Origin of the sequence: Alistipes shahii WAL 8301 (assembly GCF_025145845.1) — a bacterium.
GTDB classification, from domain to species: domain Bacteria; phylum Bacteroidota; class Bacteroidia; order Bacteroidales; family Rikenellaceae; genus Alistipes; species Alistipes shahii.
Window position 1 is genome coordinate 2,375,972 of sequence record NZ_CP102253.1, and the last position, 17,862, is coordinate 2,393,833.

Annotated in this window: 12 protein-coding genes and 2 tRNA genes; 11 read left to right on the top strand and 3 right to left on the bottom strand. The window is 55.3% G+C overall.

Features of this window, described 5'->3' with window-relative positions; all coding sequences use genetic code 11:
* Window positions 1-86: 86 nt before the first annotated feature.
* The 5 genes from NQ492_RS10065 (at window position 87) to NQ492_RS10085 (ending at window position 3,738) form a co-directional block, all read left to right on the top strand.
* Window positions 87-1,142: a hypothetical protein gene (locus NQ492_RS10065; protein ID WP_157359488.1), complete on the top strand. Its 1,056-nt coding sequence runs from the start codon at window positions 87-89 to the stop codon at window positions 1,140-1,142.
* Window positions 1,143-1,514: 372 nt separating this feature from the next.
* Window positions 1,515-1,748 (top strand): hypothetical protein, encoded by a 234-nt coding sequence (locus tag NQ492_RS10070; RefSeq protein WP_044054482.1) that lies wholly within the window; start codon window positions 1,515-1,517, stop codon window positions 1,746-1,748.
* Window positions 1,749-2,146: 398 nt separating this feature from the next.
* Window positions 2,147-2,221 (top strand) — tRNA-Val (locus NQ492_RS10075).
* A gap of 38 nt (window positions 2,222-2,259) precedes the next feature.
* Window positions 2,260-2,337 (top strand) — tRNA-Val (locus NQ492_RS10080).
* Window positions 2,338-2,451: 114 nt separating this feature from the next.
* Window positions 2,452-3,738, top strand: coding sequence for a site-specific integrase (locus NQ492_RS10085; protein WP_015547438.1), 1,287 nt, complete (start codon window positions 2,452-2,454; stop codon window positions 3,736-3,738).
* A gap of 60 nt (window positions 3,739-3,798) precedes the next feature.
* Here the strand turns inward: NQ492_RS10085 and NQ492_RS10090 are convergent, their stop codons facing one another.
* The gene (locus NQ492_RS10090; RefSeq protein WP_015547439.1) at window positions 3,799-4,764 is read right to left on the bottom strand and encodes a FecR family protein; all 966 of its coding nucleotides are present in this window, start codon (window positions 4,762-4,764) and stop codon (window positions 3,799-3,801) included.
* A 115-nt stretch (window positions 4,765-4,879) separates the two neighbouring features.
* Window positions 4,880-5,476 (bottom strand): RNA polymerase sigma-70 factor, encoded by a 597-nt coding sequence (locus NQ492_RS10095; RefSeq protein WP_015547440.1) that lies wholly within the window; start codon window positions 5,474-5,476, stop codon window positions 4,880-4,882.
* 150 nt (window positions 5,477-5,626) lie between these two features.
* Here NQ492_RS10095 and NQ492_RS10100 point away from each other — a divergent pair, with 150 nt between their 5' ends.
* Both NQ492_RS10100 and NQ492_RS10105 read left to right on the top strand, forming a co-directional pair.
* Entirely contained in the window at window positions 5,627-6,505 is an 879-nt protein-coding gene (locus NQ492_RS10100) for a bile acid:sodium symporter family protein (protein WP_015547441.1), read from the top strand.
* Between the two features lie 17 nt (window positions 6,506-6,522).
* Window positions 6,523-8,904 carry a TonB-dependent receptor gene (locus NQ492_RS10105; RefSeq protein ID WP_015547442.1) on the top strand — a complete coding sequence of 794 codons (2,382 nt, stop codon included), beginning with the start codon at window positions 6,523-6,525 and terminating at the stop codon, window positions 8,902-8,904.
* Here NQ492_RS10105 and NQ492_RS10110 read toward each other — a convergent pair.
* A complete protein-coding gene (locus NQ492_RS10110) occupies window positions 8,901-10,358 on the bottom strand; it encodes an amino acid permease (protein WP_015547443.1) in 1,458 nt (485 codons plus the stop codon). The genes NQ492_RS10105 and NQ492_RS10110 overlap by 4 nt on opposite strands.
* A gap of 478 nt (window positions 10,359-10,836) precedes the next feature.
* On the opposite strand from NQ492_RS10110, the gene NQ492_RS10115 reads away from it, so the two are divergent.
* From NQ492_RS10115 to NQ492_RS10130, 4 genes are all read left to right on the top strand, one after another.
* The gene (locus NQ492_RS10115) at window positions 10,837-11,367 is read left to right on the top strand and encodes an RNA polymerase sigma-70 factor (protein WP_044054485.1); all 531 of its coding nucleotides are present in this window, start codon (window positions 10,837-10,839) and stop codon (window positions 11,365-11,367) included.
* 124 nt (window positions 11,368-11,491) lie between these two features.
* Entirely contained in the window at window positions 11,492-12,490 is a 999-nt protein-coding gene (locus tag NQ492_RS10120) for a FecR family protein (protein ID WP_015547445.1), read from the top strand.
* 229 nt (window positions 12,491-12,719) lie between these two features.
* Entirely contained in the window at window positions 12,720-16,325 is a 3,606-nt protein-coding gene (locus tag NQ492_RS10125; protein ID WP_231839915.1) for a SusC/RagA family TonB-linked outer membrane protein, read from the top strand.
* Between the two features lie 13 nt (window positions 16,326-16,338).
* A complete protein-coding gene (locus NQ492_RS10130; RefSeq protein WP_015547446.1) occupies window positions 16,339-17,847 on the top strand; it encodes a SusD/RagB family nutrient-binding outer membrane lipoprotein in 1,509 nt (502 codons plus the stop codon).
* Window positions 17,848-17,862: the final 15 nt, after the last annotated feature.

The following is a 17,862-nucleotide window of genomic DNA, read 5'->3' on the forward strand; positions in this document are numbered from 1 at the left end:
GAGTGGTTAAAAGAAGCTATATAAGTATCAGTAATTGGCAAAATTTCGCTATCTTTGAAATAACTACTTAATAACTCCTTTCTACTATGAAAAAACAATTTATCCTCCTAATCTGTGTGTTGAGTGGTTATATCGGTTATGCTCAACAAGGCATTGATGTTTTAGATTTTATAAAAAATGCTCCTTGGGATTTAACAAAATCCGAGATAGATGCTAAATATGAAAACTACAAATTTGAACTTGCGGATTCAGTTAAGACATTAATCCCTAACAATTTTATAACTCTTGGCGATAATATTTTTAGTGGATTCCAATTAGGGAAATATAATGGATTTACTTGTTATATGACAGATGGAAATACAGGTAAACCTCGCATGTTTATCATATTTGTTGATCCAACTCAAACAGTTGATACTGACGAAAAAGAATTAATACAATATACTGATTCATTATTATATGCAAAGTTGGGAGAGCCTTTCCAAAAACAAGAAAACTATACAACAGATGACGGAGACAGGGGAGTAATGAGATTTTGGACAGACCAAACTACAGCCATTATTTCTACGGTGGTCAGATACAATAGCCAGCCAGAAAAGCCATTAGTGTATCTTATTACTTTGGTGAACGCAGATGACGGTTCAAATGACTTTAGGATTGCAAGATGGGGAGATTCAATGTCGCAAATTATTGATAGGGAAGGACGCAAAAACGAATGGACAGGACAAGAGATAAATCCCAATGTTTACTCATTCAGTTCAAGTATAGCGAATAAATTATGTGATGTCCTTTACTTTTTTACAACTAATGACAAACTAACTCGGTCAAAATATTACTTCACAAATGTTTCGACAGATGGTTGTATAAGTGATTATAAAGAATTGGTATCTTTACTTTCTGAAAAATATGGAGAACCTATTGCTCAATCAAGGGAATGGGCTGATCCATCGTATGAGAAAACTTGTAAAGAAGAAGGTTATGAGGTATATATGGGACGTTTAAGTTATTATACTTATTGGACAACTATACGTTCTCGAATTATTATTTCCTTAAAAGGTGGAGATAGTTTAATAAATTTGGCAATCGAATATTCAAGTTCCATACATGAACAAGAAGCCAAAGAAGATAGATTGAGAGGATTATAAAACTAATTATAAGTTTGTGTATAAAATATCTGCCATCAGAACGATGGCAGATATTGTTTTATATTACTTGTATATTTCATAAATTTTTCGTATATTTACATCATAATCAAAGATTTAATCACAATATAAATTTTAGCTAAAATGAAAAGAAAAACACCAAGTATTGATTGAAAAACGGGCACAGAGACTATCGATGATGTACAAATATCGTATATCGCCAAAGGGGTATCTTATGATAATGACAGCGGCGTTTGCCTGTTCGTAGGACGTAGAACTGATGACCCCACACCACGAGAGTTTCACTATATCTTTGAACTCGACATCGACCCTACGAAAGATATGACCATCTGTTTTCAGAAACGAGGTCGTTATATGGCAGGATTCTCCTATCTGCTAAATCCAAAAGCCGTAGAGGAGGGTTGTCTCGCCATTATATTACCTAACATGGTAGATATTCCCAAGTCCAACTGTATGCTCAATCTTTTTGAAGCCCATATTAAGAGCGATACGGTCGTATTCGACTATACGACAAAAGAGGGCAAACAGAACGTATTCAAATTCCCACTCACGGGTTTCAACGAGAAATATTTAGAGCAGTTCATATAAAAGATACGAGGACAGACTTTGACAAGGGGTCTATAATTAGACCGTTTGAGAATGTTTGTCCTTACTTTTTCAACTAATAACAAAGCAACATACACTCTCTTAAAAGGAGAGAGCAGGGAGGAGGGGAAAATTTCCCGCGCGTTTTTCTCAACTGATACGAGGACAGACTTTGCAAAGGGGTCTTAAATATACCCCTATTGCAATGTTTGTCCTCTTTCACTCAAATATAAGATTGTCAATTAATTCACTATTGTTTAACCAGCATTGGCTTTATGCAAATGTGTAAACCAGCGTGTAAACCGAACGAGCAGCCAGCGAAAAAAGATTTCCCAAAATGAAGCGAGGACTTGCAGGAATGATTTATTTATCATACATTTGCACTCGCAATTCAGCAAAAGGGGAGCTTAGCTCAGCTGGTTCAGAGCGTCTGCCTTACAAGCAGAGGGTCGGGGGTTCGAATCCCTCAGCTCCCACGACAGAGACCATCCAAAACAGGATGGTTTTTTATGCCGGGAGCATAGCTCAGTTGGTTTAGAGCGCCTGCTCGACAAGCAGGAGGTCTGCGGTTCAAATCCGCATGTTCCCACCAATGAAAATCAGACAGTTGCAGAAATGCAGCTGTCTTTTTTTATATGCGCTGTTTTCGTGGTTTACCACCGTTTTTAGCTGTTGAGTTAAACCGAGAGTTAAACCACAAACTCGCATGGCAACAGGTGTCAGCATTCTATGCTACAAGTCGAAAACGCTTGCAAACGGAGCGCATCCGTTGATGATTCGTCTCTGTAAAGACGGAAAAAAGAAATACGTCAGTCTTGGCGTAGCGGTTTTACCTCAATTCTGGGATTTCGAGAAGAATAAGCCCAAACGAAACTGTCCCAATAAAATAGTGATTGACAAACTGATTGCTTCGAAAATGGCGGAGTACAACGTATTGGTTGTCGATATGATGGCTGAACGCAAAGAGTATACCCCTCGATCGTTGGCACAGGCTGTTGAACAAAAGACCCAAGGGCGAACTGTTGCGGAAATGTACGGCAGGTTGTTTGCGGAGATGAAGAAGATGGAGAGGCTGGGTAATTTGGCGGTCTATAAATACTCCTTTAATTCGTTGATGAGTTACACGCGTAATAAACTCGATATTCCCTTTCGAGAGATTGATTGTGTGTGGCTGAAAAGATATGAAGAGTGGTTGCACGCCAGAGGATGTAAAGACACCACGATAAGCCAACTGTTTCGAACGCTCCGTAGCGTCTTCAATAAAGCCATAGAGCAGGACGTTATCAAGCAGGACGCATACCCGTTTAATAGATTCAAAATAAACAAGTTTGATATTCATACAGAGAAACGGTCGATTTCCAAGGAGGAGGTGCAAAGAATCCTCGCACTCGAACTTTCCGATTCTGGCTTTTATATGGGACTTGCAAAGGATTTATTTCTGTTCAGCTATTTTGGTGCAGGAATAAATTTCTCGGATATTGCATTGCTCCGCTTCTGCAATTTGAAGGATGGTAGGGTTTGCTATGTAAGGAAAAAGACAGGCAAGTCGATAAGTTTCCCACTGAATGACATTTCAGCTAAAATCGTAGAAAAGTATGCCAGTCCGTTTGGAAATGATCGCGATTATATTTTTCCAATTCTCGATGCTGCCGTACATAGGACTGAACAGCAGAAACGTGACCGTATCCGTAAGTGCCGCCGCGCGGGTCAGGATGATGTTGTTCTGACGGATGATGTAGGTGATGCCGGTTCCGCGCAGGGCTTCGTCGAGCAGCTGGGAAACCGATTTCGTCGATTTGGCGATTTTTACGGGGACGTTGTCCGCCAGGTTGCCCTGGTAGGAGATCCGGTAGGAGGTCTGCGATTCGATCTCCTGAATCAGTCCTTTCAGGCTGGTTACGTTTTCAACGCGGACCGAAGTCTGCTGGGGCGACGGCGCCGCCTGCATTTCCCCCCCCCACGGAATAAGGAGTGTCAGGCATGCTGCCAGTAGATACCAGGCATGCCGCATACGGAGTAACTTTTGTTTCATAGAGGTTTGGTTAAGATTGGATTATTTGTGAATGGTGATTTTTTCGCCGTTGCGGTTGAAACGGGTGTTCGTCGAAAGCGTCAGCACTTCGAGGATATGGTCGATCGGCATGTTGAAGTCGAGCGTTCCGGTAAACTGGATGTTTTTGAGCGCCTCGCTGCGGAAGGCGACGCCGATGCCGTAGAAATCCTCGATCACCCCGGCGATTTGCGCCAGGTCGACGTGGCGGAACGTGCGCAGCCGCGCGGCCAGCTCCGCCTCCACGTTGACCGTTTGCAGCGTCAGGTCGTTGTCCGTGGGGTTGTAGGAGACTTTCTGCCCCGGGTGCAGAGCCACGACGTGGTCCGCGGCGCGGAAATCGACGGCTCCCTCGACCAGTACGGTTTCGACGTCGGAGCTGTCGTCGTAGGCTTTCAGGTTGAATTTGGTTCCGCGGACCACGACTTCGGCGTCGTGGACCGTGGTGACGGTGAACGGCGCGCCGTTGCGCTTGCTGACTTCGAAAAAGGCTTCGCCGGTGAGGTGCACCGTGCGGTTCCCGTCGTCGAACGAGGCCGGATAGTTGAGCTGCGAACTGCGGGTGAGCCGGATGACGGAGCCGTCGGGCAGCGTCACCGAGCAGTCGCTGCGCTCGGCGCTGACCGTGCAGATGCGGTCGTCCGGCCGGTTCTGGTAGAGATACATGCCTGCGACGATCACGCCCGCGACGAGGATGGCGGCGTAGCGCGCCGCGATCTGCCGCCATTGGGGCCTTGTTTTCGTGCGGCGCAGTTCGATGCGCCGCTGCAACGATCTGAAGGCCTGGTCGGTGTTGACCGACGCGGCGGCACGGAGCCGGTCTCCGGCGAAGAGCACGAAGTAGAGCGCTTCGAGCCGGCGGCGGTTCTCCTCCGAGGCGTCGTACCAGTTTTCGATCTCGCGGTTGGCGGGTTCGTCGAGTTTTCCTTCGAGAAATTCGGTCAGCAGGTTGTCGTCGATCTCTTTCATAAGTTCGGTTTCTAACAGTAATACGGTTTTGGGGAAATAGTTACTAAACGAAAACCCGATTTTTTTTCGGGCTTTCGTTTTTATTGCATATGGTCGGTTGCAGGGGGCAGGGGTTTCAGTTGTTCCCGGGCATTTCGAAAAACAGCGCGATCAGCGGCAGGTAGTCCTTCAGCGCGACGCCGAGGACTTTGAGCGCCTGGCCGATATGGTAGTTGACGGTCTGGGGCGACACCTCCATCTCGGCGGCGATCTGCTGGTGGGTCATGCCCTGGAAGCGGCTCATCTCGAAGATGCGCCGGGTCTGCTCGGGGAGTTGGGCGAGCGCCTCGCGGTAGAGCCGTGCGAGTTCCGTGCCGAGGTAGAAGTCCGGGGAGTCGAACTGGTCGGCGAATCTCTTTTCCAACTGCTGGTGGACGCGTGAATGGACCTTCTGGCTGGTGATGCGGTCCAGCGACTTGTTGCGGACGATCATAAACAGAAGTCCTTTCAGCGAAAGTTCCTCCATCAGGCGGTCCCGGTTTTCCCAAATGTACAGCATCGTGTCCTGTACGATGTCCTCCGCCACGGGGAGGGATACCCAGCGCGAGGCGAAGCTGCACAATCCCTTGTAATAGAATCGGTAGCATGCTTCGAAACACTGCCGGTCCCCGGCGTTGAGCCGTCGGATGACCAGTCGGTTGTCGAGGATGTCGTATTTGGTGTTCAGGGACATAAACCGTCGTATCTCGCGTAATTGAAAGGTTAAAATTACAATTTTTTCCGGAAAACGGGCCGGATTCCCGAAAAAAGGGCCACCTTTGCAGTAAAATGGAACCGGGCTGCCGGGAAGTCCGCGCCCCGGGATCGCCGTTTTACATCGCTTATGAATACCGTCTGGATCGTACTGCCTGTATTGATCGCGCTGATGTTTCAGCTCGGCATCGAACTCGACCGGCAGGCCTTCGCCGGTGTGGCCCGCCGTCCGGCGGCCGTTGTCGCGGGGCTGCTGGGCCAATTGGCGCTGCTGCCGCTCATCGCCTTCGGCGTGGGGCTGGCCTTCCGCCTGCCGCCCGTCTATTTTCTGGGGCTGCTGCTCGTCGCCTGCTGTCCGGGAGGCAGTTCGTCGAACGTCTTTTCGATGCTGGCCAAGGGCGACGTGGCCCTTTCGGTGACACTGACCGCTTTGAGCAGCCTCATCACGCTCTTCACGATTCCGCTGGTGATGGGTTTCGCCGCGCGTTTCGTCGCGGTGCATGCCGGTGCGGCCATCGAACTTCCGGTCGGGAAACTGCTGGTGCAGAACATCGTCCTGCTGTTCCTGCCGATGCTCTGCGGGGCGCTTTTCAGGCATTGGCGGCCCCGGGCGGCACGGCGTGTGCACGAGCTGCTGGGACGTGTGGCCTTCCCGGCCCTGATGCTGCTGGCGGCGGTGTTCTTCGTGCAGTACGCCTCGACGATTCTGGAGAATCTTGGCGTGCTGGGTCTGGCCGCGGGTGCGCTGATCCTGCTGGCGATGGCGGGCGGATCGCTGCTGGCCCGCCTGTTCCGGCTCCGGCGGGCGGTGCGCCGCACGATCGTCATCGAGGTCGGGATGCAGAACGCTGCGCAGGCGATCGCCGTCGCCACCTCGCCGCTGATCTTCGACAGCGGTGAAATGGCCGTCCCGGCCATCGTCTACGCCCTCGTGATGAACGTGGTTCTGCTCTCGTACCTGAAACTGCTGCCGAAATGTACCGATGAAACGGCGTCGGAAGGCGCCTGACCGAGTATCTTTGCCGTATGAAATTCCTGAAAGTCGCTGTTTTGTTTTTCGGCCTGGCCGCGGCGTTTGCCGTGCGGGCGCAGGGCGGGACCTATCCCGTCAGCGGGCGGGTGATCGACCGTTTGAGCCGCCGCCCCGTGGCCTATGCCGCCGTGGTGCTGGCCGGGCAGGAGCAGAAGGGAGCCTCGACCGACTCGCTGGGGAGGTTCCGCATCGAGCGCGTGAAGCCGGGCATCTGGCGGCTGGCGGTCTCGTCGGTGGGCTACAAGAGCCTCACGACGCCCGAATACATGGTCTCGGCCGCCACGCCCTTTATCGAAGTCGAGCTGGAGGAGGATGCCGCGCAGCTGGAGGCCGTGACGGTCCGTCCGTCGCCGTTCCGCGTCACGGCGGAGAGTCCCGTAAGTTTGAAGGTGATCGGCCTGCGGGAGATCGAGAAAAGCCCCGGCTCGAACCGCGACGTGTCGCGCATCGTGCGCTCGTATCCCGGCGTGGCCTTCTCGCCCGTGGGGTATCGCAACGATTTGATCGTGCGCGGTGGCGGGCCTGCGGAGAACAAGTTCTACATGGACGGGATCGAAATCCCGAACATCAACCATTTCGCCACGCAGGGGGCGACGGGCGGTCCGGTGAGCATCGTCAACGCCGACCTCGTGCGCGAAATCAGTTTTTATACGGGAGCCTTTCCCGCCGACCGGGCCGGGGCGTTGAGTTCCGTGCTGGACTTCAGTCTCCGCGACGGCAATGCCGAAAAGCAGACCTTCAAAGCGACGTTGGGCGCCTCGGAAGTGGGGTTGAGCGGCAGCGGGCACATCGGCGGCAAGACGACTTATCTGTTTTCCATCCGCCAGTCCTACCTGCAACTGCTGTTCAAACTGCTGGGGCTGCCCTTCCTGCCCAACTACATCGACGGGCAGGCGAAAGTCAAGACACGCCTTTCGGAGCGCGACGAGCTGACGGTGCTGGCCCTTGCGGGATTCGACAACATGCGTCTCAACGTCGACGAGAAGGGCGAGGACGCCGAATACCTGTTGAGCTACCTGCCCCGTATCCGGCAGGAGACCTTCACGGTGGGGGCTTCGTGGCGTCACTATGCGGGCCGCCACGTGCAGACCGTGACCTTGAGCCACAACTACCTGAACAACCGCAACCTGAAATACCTGCGCAACGATGATTCGTCGGAGGACAACCTGACGCTCCGGCTGCGCTCCGTGGAGCAGAAGACCACGCTCCGGGCCGAGAACCGCACCTATCTGGGCTGCTGGACCGTCCGCGAGGGCGTCGAGGTGAATTATTCCGACTACACGAACCGCACGCTGCAACGGCTCTATACCGACAGGACGCAGTTGTCGGACTACCGGACCCGGCTGGGAATCGTCGGCTGGGGGCTGTTCGCCGGGGCCGAATACGCCTCGGCCGACAAGCGGTTCACCGCCTCGGCGGGCCTGCGCGCCGACGGGTGCGACTACTCGGGACGTATGGCGCGGGTGTGGCGCCAGCTGTCGCCCCGGGCTTCGGTCTCCTATGCGGTAGGTCCCGGCTGGTCGGTGAGCGGCAGCGCGGGGCTTTACTGCCAGCTGCCGCCCTACACGGCGTTGGGATTCAAGGAGGAGGACGCGCTGGTCAACCGATCGCTCGATTACATGCGCGTCGGGGTCTTCAGCGCGGGCGTCGACTGGCGGCTGCGCGACCGGCTGATCGTCTCGGTCGAGGGATTTTACAGACGCTACGGCGATGTGCCGCTGTCGGTGGCGGACGGGATTCCGCTCTCGTGCAAGGGCAACGATTACGGCGTGGTGGGCAACGAGAAGCTGGTCTCCTCGGCGCAGGGGCGCGCCTACGGCGTCGAGGCGATGGCCCGCTGGCAGATTCCGGGGCGAGTGAACGTCGTGGGGTCGGTGACCGTGTTCCGCTCGGAGTACCGCAACGACCGGCAGGCCCCGTGGATCGCCTCGGCGTGGGACAACCGTTTCGTGGTCAACGTCAGCGGAACCTACGACCTGCCGCGCCACTGGAGCTTCGGTGCGAAGCTGAGCGCCGTGGGCGGTGCGCCCTACACGCCCTACGACGTGGAGCGTTCGTCGCTCGTCGAGGCGTGGGATGCGCAGGGACGGCCCTACTACGACTATTCGAAATACAACGCCGGGCGGCTCGACGCCTTCGCCCAGCTGGACGTGCGCGTCGACAAGGTGTTCTACTTCCGCCGCTGCATGCTGGGTCTCTACATCGACCTGCAAAACGTTGCGGGCGGTCGTTTGCGCCAGCCCGACGTGCTGATGTCCACGGGGGAGATCGAGAACCCCTCGGCTCCGGCTTCGGAACGGCGTTACCGCATGAAATACCTCGAACAGGTGAGCGGCACGCTGCTCCCGACGCTGGGCCTAACGGTCGAGTTTTAAGCCTCCGGCGTCCGCCGGGCGTTCCGTTTGTCCATTGCGAAACTGATGATGAAAGGGATCGCGAGGAAGACCGCCGTGCCGGTCACCACCAGCCACGTGTACGTCGCCGGACTGCCCACGGGCAGCTGCGAAGGCGGGAAGAAGGTGACGATGAACGAGAACAGCACGGCGAGGAACCCCACGCCTCCGATCAGCCACATGCCCGTGTTTCCGCCCGGTACGCGGTAGCTGCGGATAAGCTTGGGCTGCGTGTAGCGCAGGCGGATTCCTGCGGCGTACATCATCATATACATAATGAGGTAGAGTCCTACGGTCAGGGCGCTCAACAGGAAGAACGCCACGCTGACGTCGTCCATCACGATGTAAAGCGACGAGAGGAGCGTCACGATGCAGCCCTGGATAATCAGTATGTTGAGCTGCACGCCGTTCTTGTTGGTCTTCTGGAGGAAGCAGGGCAGAGCGCCGTCCCTGGCCGTCCACAGCAGGCCGCGGCTGGGGCCCGAAATCCACGACATCACGCCCGCCAGCGCACCGAAGGCCACGAGCAGTCCCATGACGTTCGAGAGCCATCCCACGTGGTAACGTTCGAAAGCGATCTGGAAGGTGGTGAACAGCCCCGACTGGAGGTTGATCTGGTCGTAGGGGGTGATGATGGCCACGGCCAGCGCGCCCAGCGTGAACAGTCCGAACGAGATCAGCGCAGCGAGGAACATCGCCCGCGGGAACTGCGTCTGGGGTTTGGCCAGTTCCGGAGCGTGCACGGCGTGCACCTCCACGCCGGCGAACAGCAGCAGGATGCCCGCCAGGAACGCGATGTCGCTCATGCCCGTGATGTGGGGGAAGAGACGCGGGTGGACGTGCTGCGCGGCGTCGACGTTGACGATCTGCGAGACGCCGGCCGGAATCTCCTTCAGGGCGATTTCGTTGCCGCCGGCCATCCAGATGACCGCCATCACGATCACGACGACGCCCGGGAGCACCGTGCCGATCAGAAATCCCTTCGAGGTGATGCCCGAGATGGCCGACGTGCCGCGCAGGGTCACCAGCGTCGCGCACCAGTACATCGCAATCGAGAACAACCCGACGTACAGCCCGTTCTGCGCCAGTGCCGGAACGCCGATCATGTAGGCGATCGACGCGGCGGCGAATCCCAGTACGGTGGGATACCAGACGACGTTCTGAATCCATTGCAGGAAGATCGCCGAGAAGCCCAGGTGGCGGTTGAAAGCCTCCTTGACCCAGGTGTAGACGCCGCCGCCGCGGTCGGCGAAGGCGCTGCCCAGTTCGGCGCCCACGAGGGCCGCGGGAATCAGGAAGAGGAACGTCGCGAAGAAAATGTAGAAGAACATCGTCAGTTCCTCCTGGGCCATCATCGGGAGCCCGCGCAGGCTGATGACGGCCGCAGCGGTCATCAGCGCCAGCTGCGTCGTGGTGATATTTTTACGTTTTGCCATGGTGGGTAGGTTGGATTTTGCTGTTTTCCCTCGTCGTCCGCCGCACAGTTTTCGTGCCGGAGCGCATTGCCGCCCCGTGAAATCGGCAGCCGGAGCGTTGCAAAGAACCGATCGGAACACCGGGCGGCTTTTTCGTACCCTGCGCACGCAGAAACGGCGCGCCCGGCATGCGGATGCAAAAACAGCAGGGAATCTCGCGATTGCCTGCTGTCCCCGGAGGTCGCCCTCCTAAAACTACTAACCCAAACTTAAATAAATGAAGAAACCTCACTGCGGTTGCTGTGCCGCAGCTGACCGGAATAAGTACAAAGCGCGTGCCGAACCTGCAATCGCCGTCCGCCGCAGACCGTTTGGTCGATTATCGGGACTTGTAATGGAATTTTCATCGGAATAATTTTGTTTTTATTTCTTTTATTGTTTTATTTGTGACGGATATTCAATGATAATAGCTATAAAAGAAAATATATAGCATCCTGATATGGAAGATGAGAAAGATATTTTACGGCGGATGAGCAGCGGGGACAGTGATGCCTTCCGGCTTGTCTTCCTGAAATACGCCCCGCGTGTGGAGGCCTTCGCCATGAAGATGCTGAAGAATATCCACGAGGCGCAGGACGTGTCGCAGAATATCTTCACCAAACTGTGGATGCAGCGCCGTGAACTGGCCCAGGTTCAGTCGCTCAACGCTTACCTGTTCCGCATGACGCGCAATGCCGTGCTGGACATCTGTAAGCACAGCCGGATCCGGATGCAGTTCGAAAACAGCGCCCGGGTCGACGGACAGATTCTTTGCGACGACGTTACGGAACGGATCGACACGGCCGAACTGTCGCGCCAGATCGAAGCCGCCGTCAGCAAGATGCCTGCCCGGAGGTATGAAATCTACCGCCTGTCGCGCGAGTGCGGCAAGAACAACCGTGAAATTGCCGAGGAGTTGAATATCAGTCCCAAAAGCGTTGAAAACCAGATTACGAAAGCGCTCGGCAGCATCAAAAAGGAAATTTCCTGAATTTTATTTTCATTTCGGCGTAGGGGTGTTGCGCCGCTGGATCGTCTAGTATGTGTAAGAGGATGACAGCGGACTGCGGCGCCCCGGCATTTTGCCGCACGATGCTTCCCCACGGAAAAAAGCCATGACTAAAAAGACCAAGAACATAGTTTCCGATTTCGCGAACAACGACATGCCCGCCGAGGTGCAGGAGCAGTTCCGCTGCTGGCTGGACGAGCATGCGGGCGGCGAGGCTGCGGAGGAACAACTGCTCGAGGAGTGGAACGCGGCGAAGCTCGGCCCGGTGAACGGCGCTGCCTATGAGCAGTCGTTCGAGCGGCTGATGCAGTCGATGCCGGCGGCTTCGTCTGCCGCGGCTCCGAAAAAGGGCCGCATTGCCCGTCTGGCTGCATCGTGGCGGCGTATGGCGGCCGTTGCAGCCGTCTGCGGGGTGGTGCTGGGACTCGGCGCCCTCGGCGCCCGCCTGTTCCTGAAACCCGAAAACGGGGTGTTTGTGGTTACGGGCGAAGACAGCAAGGGCCGCTTCGTGCTGCCCGACGGTACGCAGGTCTGGCTCAACTACGACAGCCGCCTCTACTATCCCGAGTCGTTCGACGGCAATTTGCGCTCCGTACGGCTCGAAGGCGAGGCGCTCTTCAACGTCGTGCGCGATGCTTCGAAACCGTTCCGTGTCCGGACTTCGCTGATGGAGGTCGAGGTGCTGGGGACGGTCTTCGACCTGAAATGTTACGAGCACCTGGACTATGCCGAGTTGGTACTTGTCTCCGGCTCGGTCAAAGCCACCTGTGCCGGGCAGTTGCCCGTCACGCTCTGCCCCGACGAGCGGCTGGTCGCCTATCGCAATTCGAAAAAGATCGACTACCAGGCTGTCGATGCCAATAATTACAATAAGTGGATGTTCGAAACGCAGAAACTCGATGAGATGCGTCTCGACGCCGTTTTCGTCAACCTCGAACACCGCTATAACGTCGAGTTCGACATCGCGGACGATGTCGGGCTCGAGGCGCGGCTTACGCTTTCGCTGCGCAGCGAGCCGCTCGAGGAGATTCTGGATGCCATCGCACTGGTGGTTCCGATCCGTTACGAATCCTCCGGGGGAACAATTTTCATAACACGCAGATAGACCGTTTTGTACGATGTCCTCTTTGGGACAACGTGGGATAACTTATTTGTTGCTGAAATGTAATATGTTGGTAATCAATATGATATAAAACTAACTCTAAAACTTTCATCGCTATGACAAGACCTTTACGCATTCCTGCTTTCGATTATTAGGCCTTCTCCGGCGGCCGCAACCGACGGTTGTCCGGAACGTGTGAACCTTTTTTCGTGCATTCAAAAACCTTATTGCCTTGAAACTTCAAACTTCCATTCAGAAACGGGCGTACCGTGCCCGTTGCGGTCTGCGGCGTGTCCTGCCGGTTTTGCTGGCGTTGGTGGTCGCTACTGCTGCCGTTGCAGTGCCTCCTTCCTCTTCGCGCGACGGTAAACTGACGCTTAACGTCAAGAATATTACGGTAAAAGAGCTGCTGCAAACCATCGAAAAGCAGAGCCGCTACACTTTCGTGTATAACATTTCGGATCTCGATCCCGCCCGCCGGGTCTCGCTCAGCGTGACCGACGCCTCCGTCGAGGCGGTCATCGCGCAGGCGATCCCCGAGGTGACGGCTACAGTGCGGGGAACACAGGTCGTGCTCGTGCGCAAGGCGGCCGACAAGGCCCGTCCCAATGTGAAAATAACCGGTACGGTGCGTGATGCCGACGGCGTGCCGCTCGTCGGTGCGACGCTGATCGTCGAGGGTACGACCCTCGGTATGAGCACCGGCGCCAACGGCGAATATACGCTGAATGTTCCGGCAAACGGCAAAATTGTCTGTTCCTATCTGGGTTACGATTCGGTGACGGAGACGGTGAACGCCCGTACGCGTATCGACTTCCAGCTCCGGGCGGCGGCCAACAGCATCGAGGACGTGGTGGTGACGGCCCTCGGTATCACCCGTAAGGAGAAGAGCCTCGGCTATGCCGTCTCGAAGATCGGCTCCGACGACATCACCAACAATGCCAGCGGCAGTTGGCTGAGCGGTATGGCCGGTAAGGTTGCCGGTCTGAATCTCGACCAGTCGGCCGCAGGACCCGGCGGATCGGTCCGTGTCACGCTGCGCGGCGAGGGCTCGCTCTCGTATAACAACAATACGGCTCTGTTCGTGGTCGACGGTGTGCCCATCGGCAGCGGTATGGATTCCAATACGTCGTCGGGTTCTTACGAATCGGACGACGCCCCGATCGACTACGGCAATGGCGCCGGTGACATCAATCCCGACGACGTGGAGTCGATCTCGGTGCTGAAAGGCCCGGCTGCAACGGCGCTTTACGGATCGCGCGCCGCCAACGGCGCCATCATCGTTACGACCAAGTCGGGCCGCAAGCAGAAGGGCATCGGGGTTACTTTTACCACCTCGGTAACCTTCGACAAGGCGGGTTACTGGCCCGATTTCCAGAATGTATACGGCGCCGGCGACTTCCGCAAAACGACCATCAATACGGGGCATATGACCAACGGCCTGAATCCCGACGAATATTCGTTCTACACGGTCGACGCCGATCATTCGGATACCGGCAAAAAAGTAAATGCATTCCATTCGCGTTACCAGTTCGGCGAGAAAATCCAGGGGCAGATGCGTTACATGTATGCCTCGTTCGATCCGGCGACGGGGACCTATACGCGGCTTCCGTACGAAGTATGCGACTGGTACAAGGGATTCTTCCGGACGGGCGTTACCTACACCAACAGTCTGGCGGTGGACGCCAGCGACGGCCATGGCTCGTCGCTGCGCGTGTCGGTCAAGGATACGCGCAACGACTGGATCGTGCCCAATACGGGTTTCAGCACCCAGAACTTCACGCTTTCGGCTATCAGCAAGCGGAACAAATACATCGAGGCCGGATTGAAACTGAGCTACTACCGCAAAAATTCGGACAACCTGCCCGTGGGGGGATACAGCAATTCGTCGCCCCTGAAAACGTTGCTCTGGCAACCTGTGAGCGCTTCGGCCCGCGATGCATACAACGAATGGAACAGCGGCCGGCTGGTCGACTACTATTCGGGCAGCGATTCTTCGGTGAAGCTGATTAACGGATTGATGGACAATCCCTATTTCATTGTTTACGAATGTCTGAATACGCAGGCCAAAGACCGTGTTTACGGCAATGCCAGCGTGACGGGGCATATTATTCCCGAGAAACTGTCGCTGACCGTGCGTTCGGGCATCGACTTCAGCAACGATTTCCGTACGCAGCAGAAACCGCAGTACACGCATGCCTACCTCGACGGAATGTACCGCGAACAAACGATCCGCAACATCGAACTCAACAACGACTTTCTGCTGAGCTACCGCGATACGTTCGGCGATTTTTCGCTCAACGCGTCGCTGGGCGGTAACAACATGCTCTATAAGTATCATTCCGTGCGGTTGACGGCCAATATGCTCGAAGAACCCAACGTGTTCATTTTGCAGAACGTCAACGGGAAACTCGATGTGGACAACCTGCGTAAAACCAAGTCGATCAATTCGTTCTACGGGTTGGTTTCGCTCAGTTGGCGCGACATGCTCTTTTTTGATATTACCGGCCGCAACGACTGGTCGAGTACGCTGGCTCCCGGTTACAACTCCTACTTTTACCCCTCGGTGAGCGCCAGCGTGCTGCTCGACGAGGTGTTCAAACTGCGCAACAAGGCCAAGTGGATCGACATGCTCAAGATTCGCGGTTCGTGGGCCAACGTGGGTAACGATACGGAGCCTTACCAGCTCCTGGGTTCCTACTCCAATTCATCGGTTTTCACCGGGGCTTACAAACTGCCCGGATCGACCAAAAACTACCGGCTCAAACCCGAAAATGTCGAGAGCTGGGAGGTCGGTTTCGAAGGCCACTTCCTGCAAAACCGCATCTCTTTCGACTTTGCTTATTACAGTTCGGAGACGACGAACCAGATCATCAACGTCCCCTCCGACTGGGCGACCGGCGCTTCGTCGATGGTCATCAACGCCGGCTGCGTGCGTAACGAGGGTATCGAACTTTCGGCGCGGTTCCAGCTCGTGAAAACCAAAAACTGGCGTTGGAATATCGATGCCAACTGGTCGAAGAACTGGAATGAACTGGTCGAGTTGCCCCCGGGCGTCAATGTCTGGCAGCTCAATGCGAGCAATACCATCGGCAGCAAAGTCTTCATCTACGCCTATCCGGGCGGAGAGTTGGGGCGTATCTACGGATACGGGCTCGAAACAGCGCCCAAAGGTGCTTTTTACTACGATGCCGACGGGCATAAGATCGACTGTTCGGGACAGCATATCGTCGATGCCTCGACCGGAAATCCCATCCTCGACGCTACCAACCTCAAGGACCTGGGCAGTATTTACCCCCAGTGGAAGGCCGGCCTGACGACGACGGTGAGTTATAAAAGCCTGACCGTTTCCGCTTCGTTCGCTGCCTCGTATGGCGGCAAAGCCTACTCGCTGACCAATTCGATCCTCTCCTACATGGGTAAGCTGACCAATTCGCTCGAGGGACGTTACGACGGCCTGATTCATCCGGGCGTCAACGTCTCCGCCGACGGCGTCTATTCGCCGAACAACACCATCACCACCGATGCGGTCGATTACTACAATACGGTCATTTATCCGCGCGGCAACACCGAATCCAATGTTTTCGACACCTCGTATTTGAAAATGAAGGAACTGCGGGTCGAATATTCGCTGCCGAAGAAACTTTGCTCCAAGACCAAGGTGTTCCAGAACGTCTCGCTGTCGTTCTTTGCCACGAACCTGTTCTGCATCACGAATTTCCCGCAGTTCGATCCGGAGGTGGCTTCGCTTTCGGGATCGTCGCTCTACCGCGGCGTCGAGACGGGCGCTTACCCGATGACCCGTTCCTACGGATTCAGTCTCAAACTCGGATTCTAAAACTGACGCGATTATGAAAATGCTGAAATATATCTTGATCCCGGCCCTGCTGCTCACGGCGGCAAGCGCCTGTATGACCAAATTCGAAGAATACAATACCAACCCCAACGAAATGGAACAGTGGAAGATATCCCCTGCGGGCATGATCCAGGAACTGCTCTATTCGGGGACCGAGGTATTCCTCTACCGGACCTGGCAGCTCAACGGCGAGCTGATCCAGTATACGATCGCCGGCTCGGGCAACAATACCTACCACCGTTATGTGATCGAGAATTCGGTGGGTGCGTCGGCCTGGAGCAATCTCTACATGCAGGCGGCCAATGCCGACCACATGCGCCAATTGGCTGTCCGGAAAGAAGACCCCAATTACGAGGCTATTGCACTCACGTTGCGGACGCTGTTCCTGCAGAACATTGCCGACCTGTTCGGCGACGCTCCCTATTCGCAGGCTTTCAAAGGTTCGTCCGAGGGTATCAAACAGCCGGTGTTCGACTCGCAGGAGGCGGTCTACCGGGCGCTGCTTGCCGACCTGGAGCATGCCAATTCGCTTTACGACAGTTCGTTGAAACTACCCAGCGCCGAGCGTGACCTGCTCTACAAAGGCGATATCTCGAAATGGCGCAAGTTCAACAATTCGCTCTACCTGCGCCTGCTCATGCGGTTGAGCAACCGCAATGCGGCCATGGGCGTTGCCGCGAAGATCGCCGAAATCTTCAATAATCCGGACCGGTATCCGGTTTTTGCAAGCAACGGCGACAATGCCAAAATGTCTTATGAAAGCGTGGAGCCTTTCGTCAACTACTGGGGCACGAAGCTGAATACGCAGTTCACCACCTCGACCGGACGCCGCCCTGCGGAGCAGATCGTCGACATGATGAATCATTCGGGCGATCCGCGCATCGGTATCTGGTTCCAGCAACCGTCGGGCGCCGAGGGTTGGAAAGGCGGCCAAAGCGGTATCGAATCGCAGGAGGCCGATTTTACGGGTATCGCAAACCTCAACAAAGCCAATCTGGGCGATTATGCTTCACCTTACGCGCTGATGAAGTACGACGAAGTGCTGTTCATCCAGGCCGAAGCCATCCAGCGCGGATGGATCGCGGGGGACGCCGCCGCCTGTTACCAGAACGCCATCCGGGCTTCGATCAATTACTGGAAAGAGGTGGATACGACGGGACTGAACATCACCGACAAGGTGATCGAGAATTTCCTGGCGAATGTCCCCTACGACGGAACGCTCGAATCGATCATCAACCAGAAATACGTGGCCCTGTTCTGGGTCGGTTACGAGGCGTGGGCCGATTATCGCCGCACGGGGTATCCGGTGTTGACGATCGGCAGCGGTACGTTCAACGACCACATCCTGCCGACGCGTCTGGTCTATCCGACCAATACGATGGAGACCAACAAGGAGAATTACAATGCGGCCGTCGAACGCCTGAGGACCTACTACGGCGGCGCCGACGACATGAAGACCCCCGTCTGGTGGAGTAAGGCTGCCGTCGACAAAGGAATCAAATAACCGAAAAAGACTGGA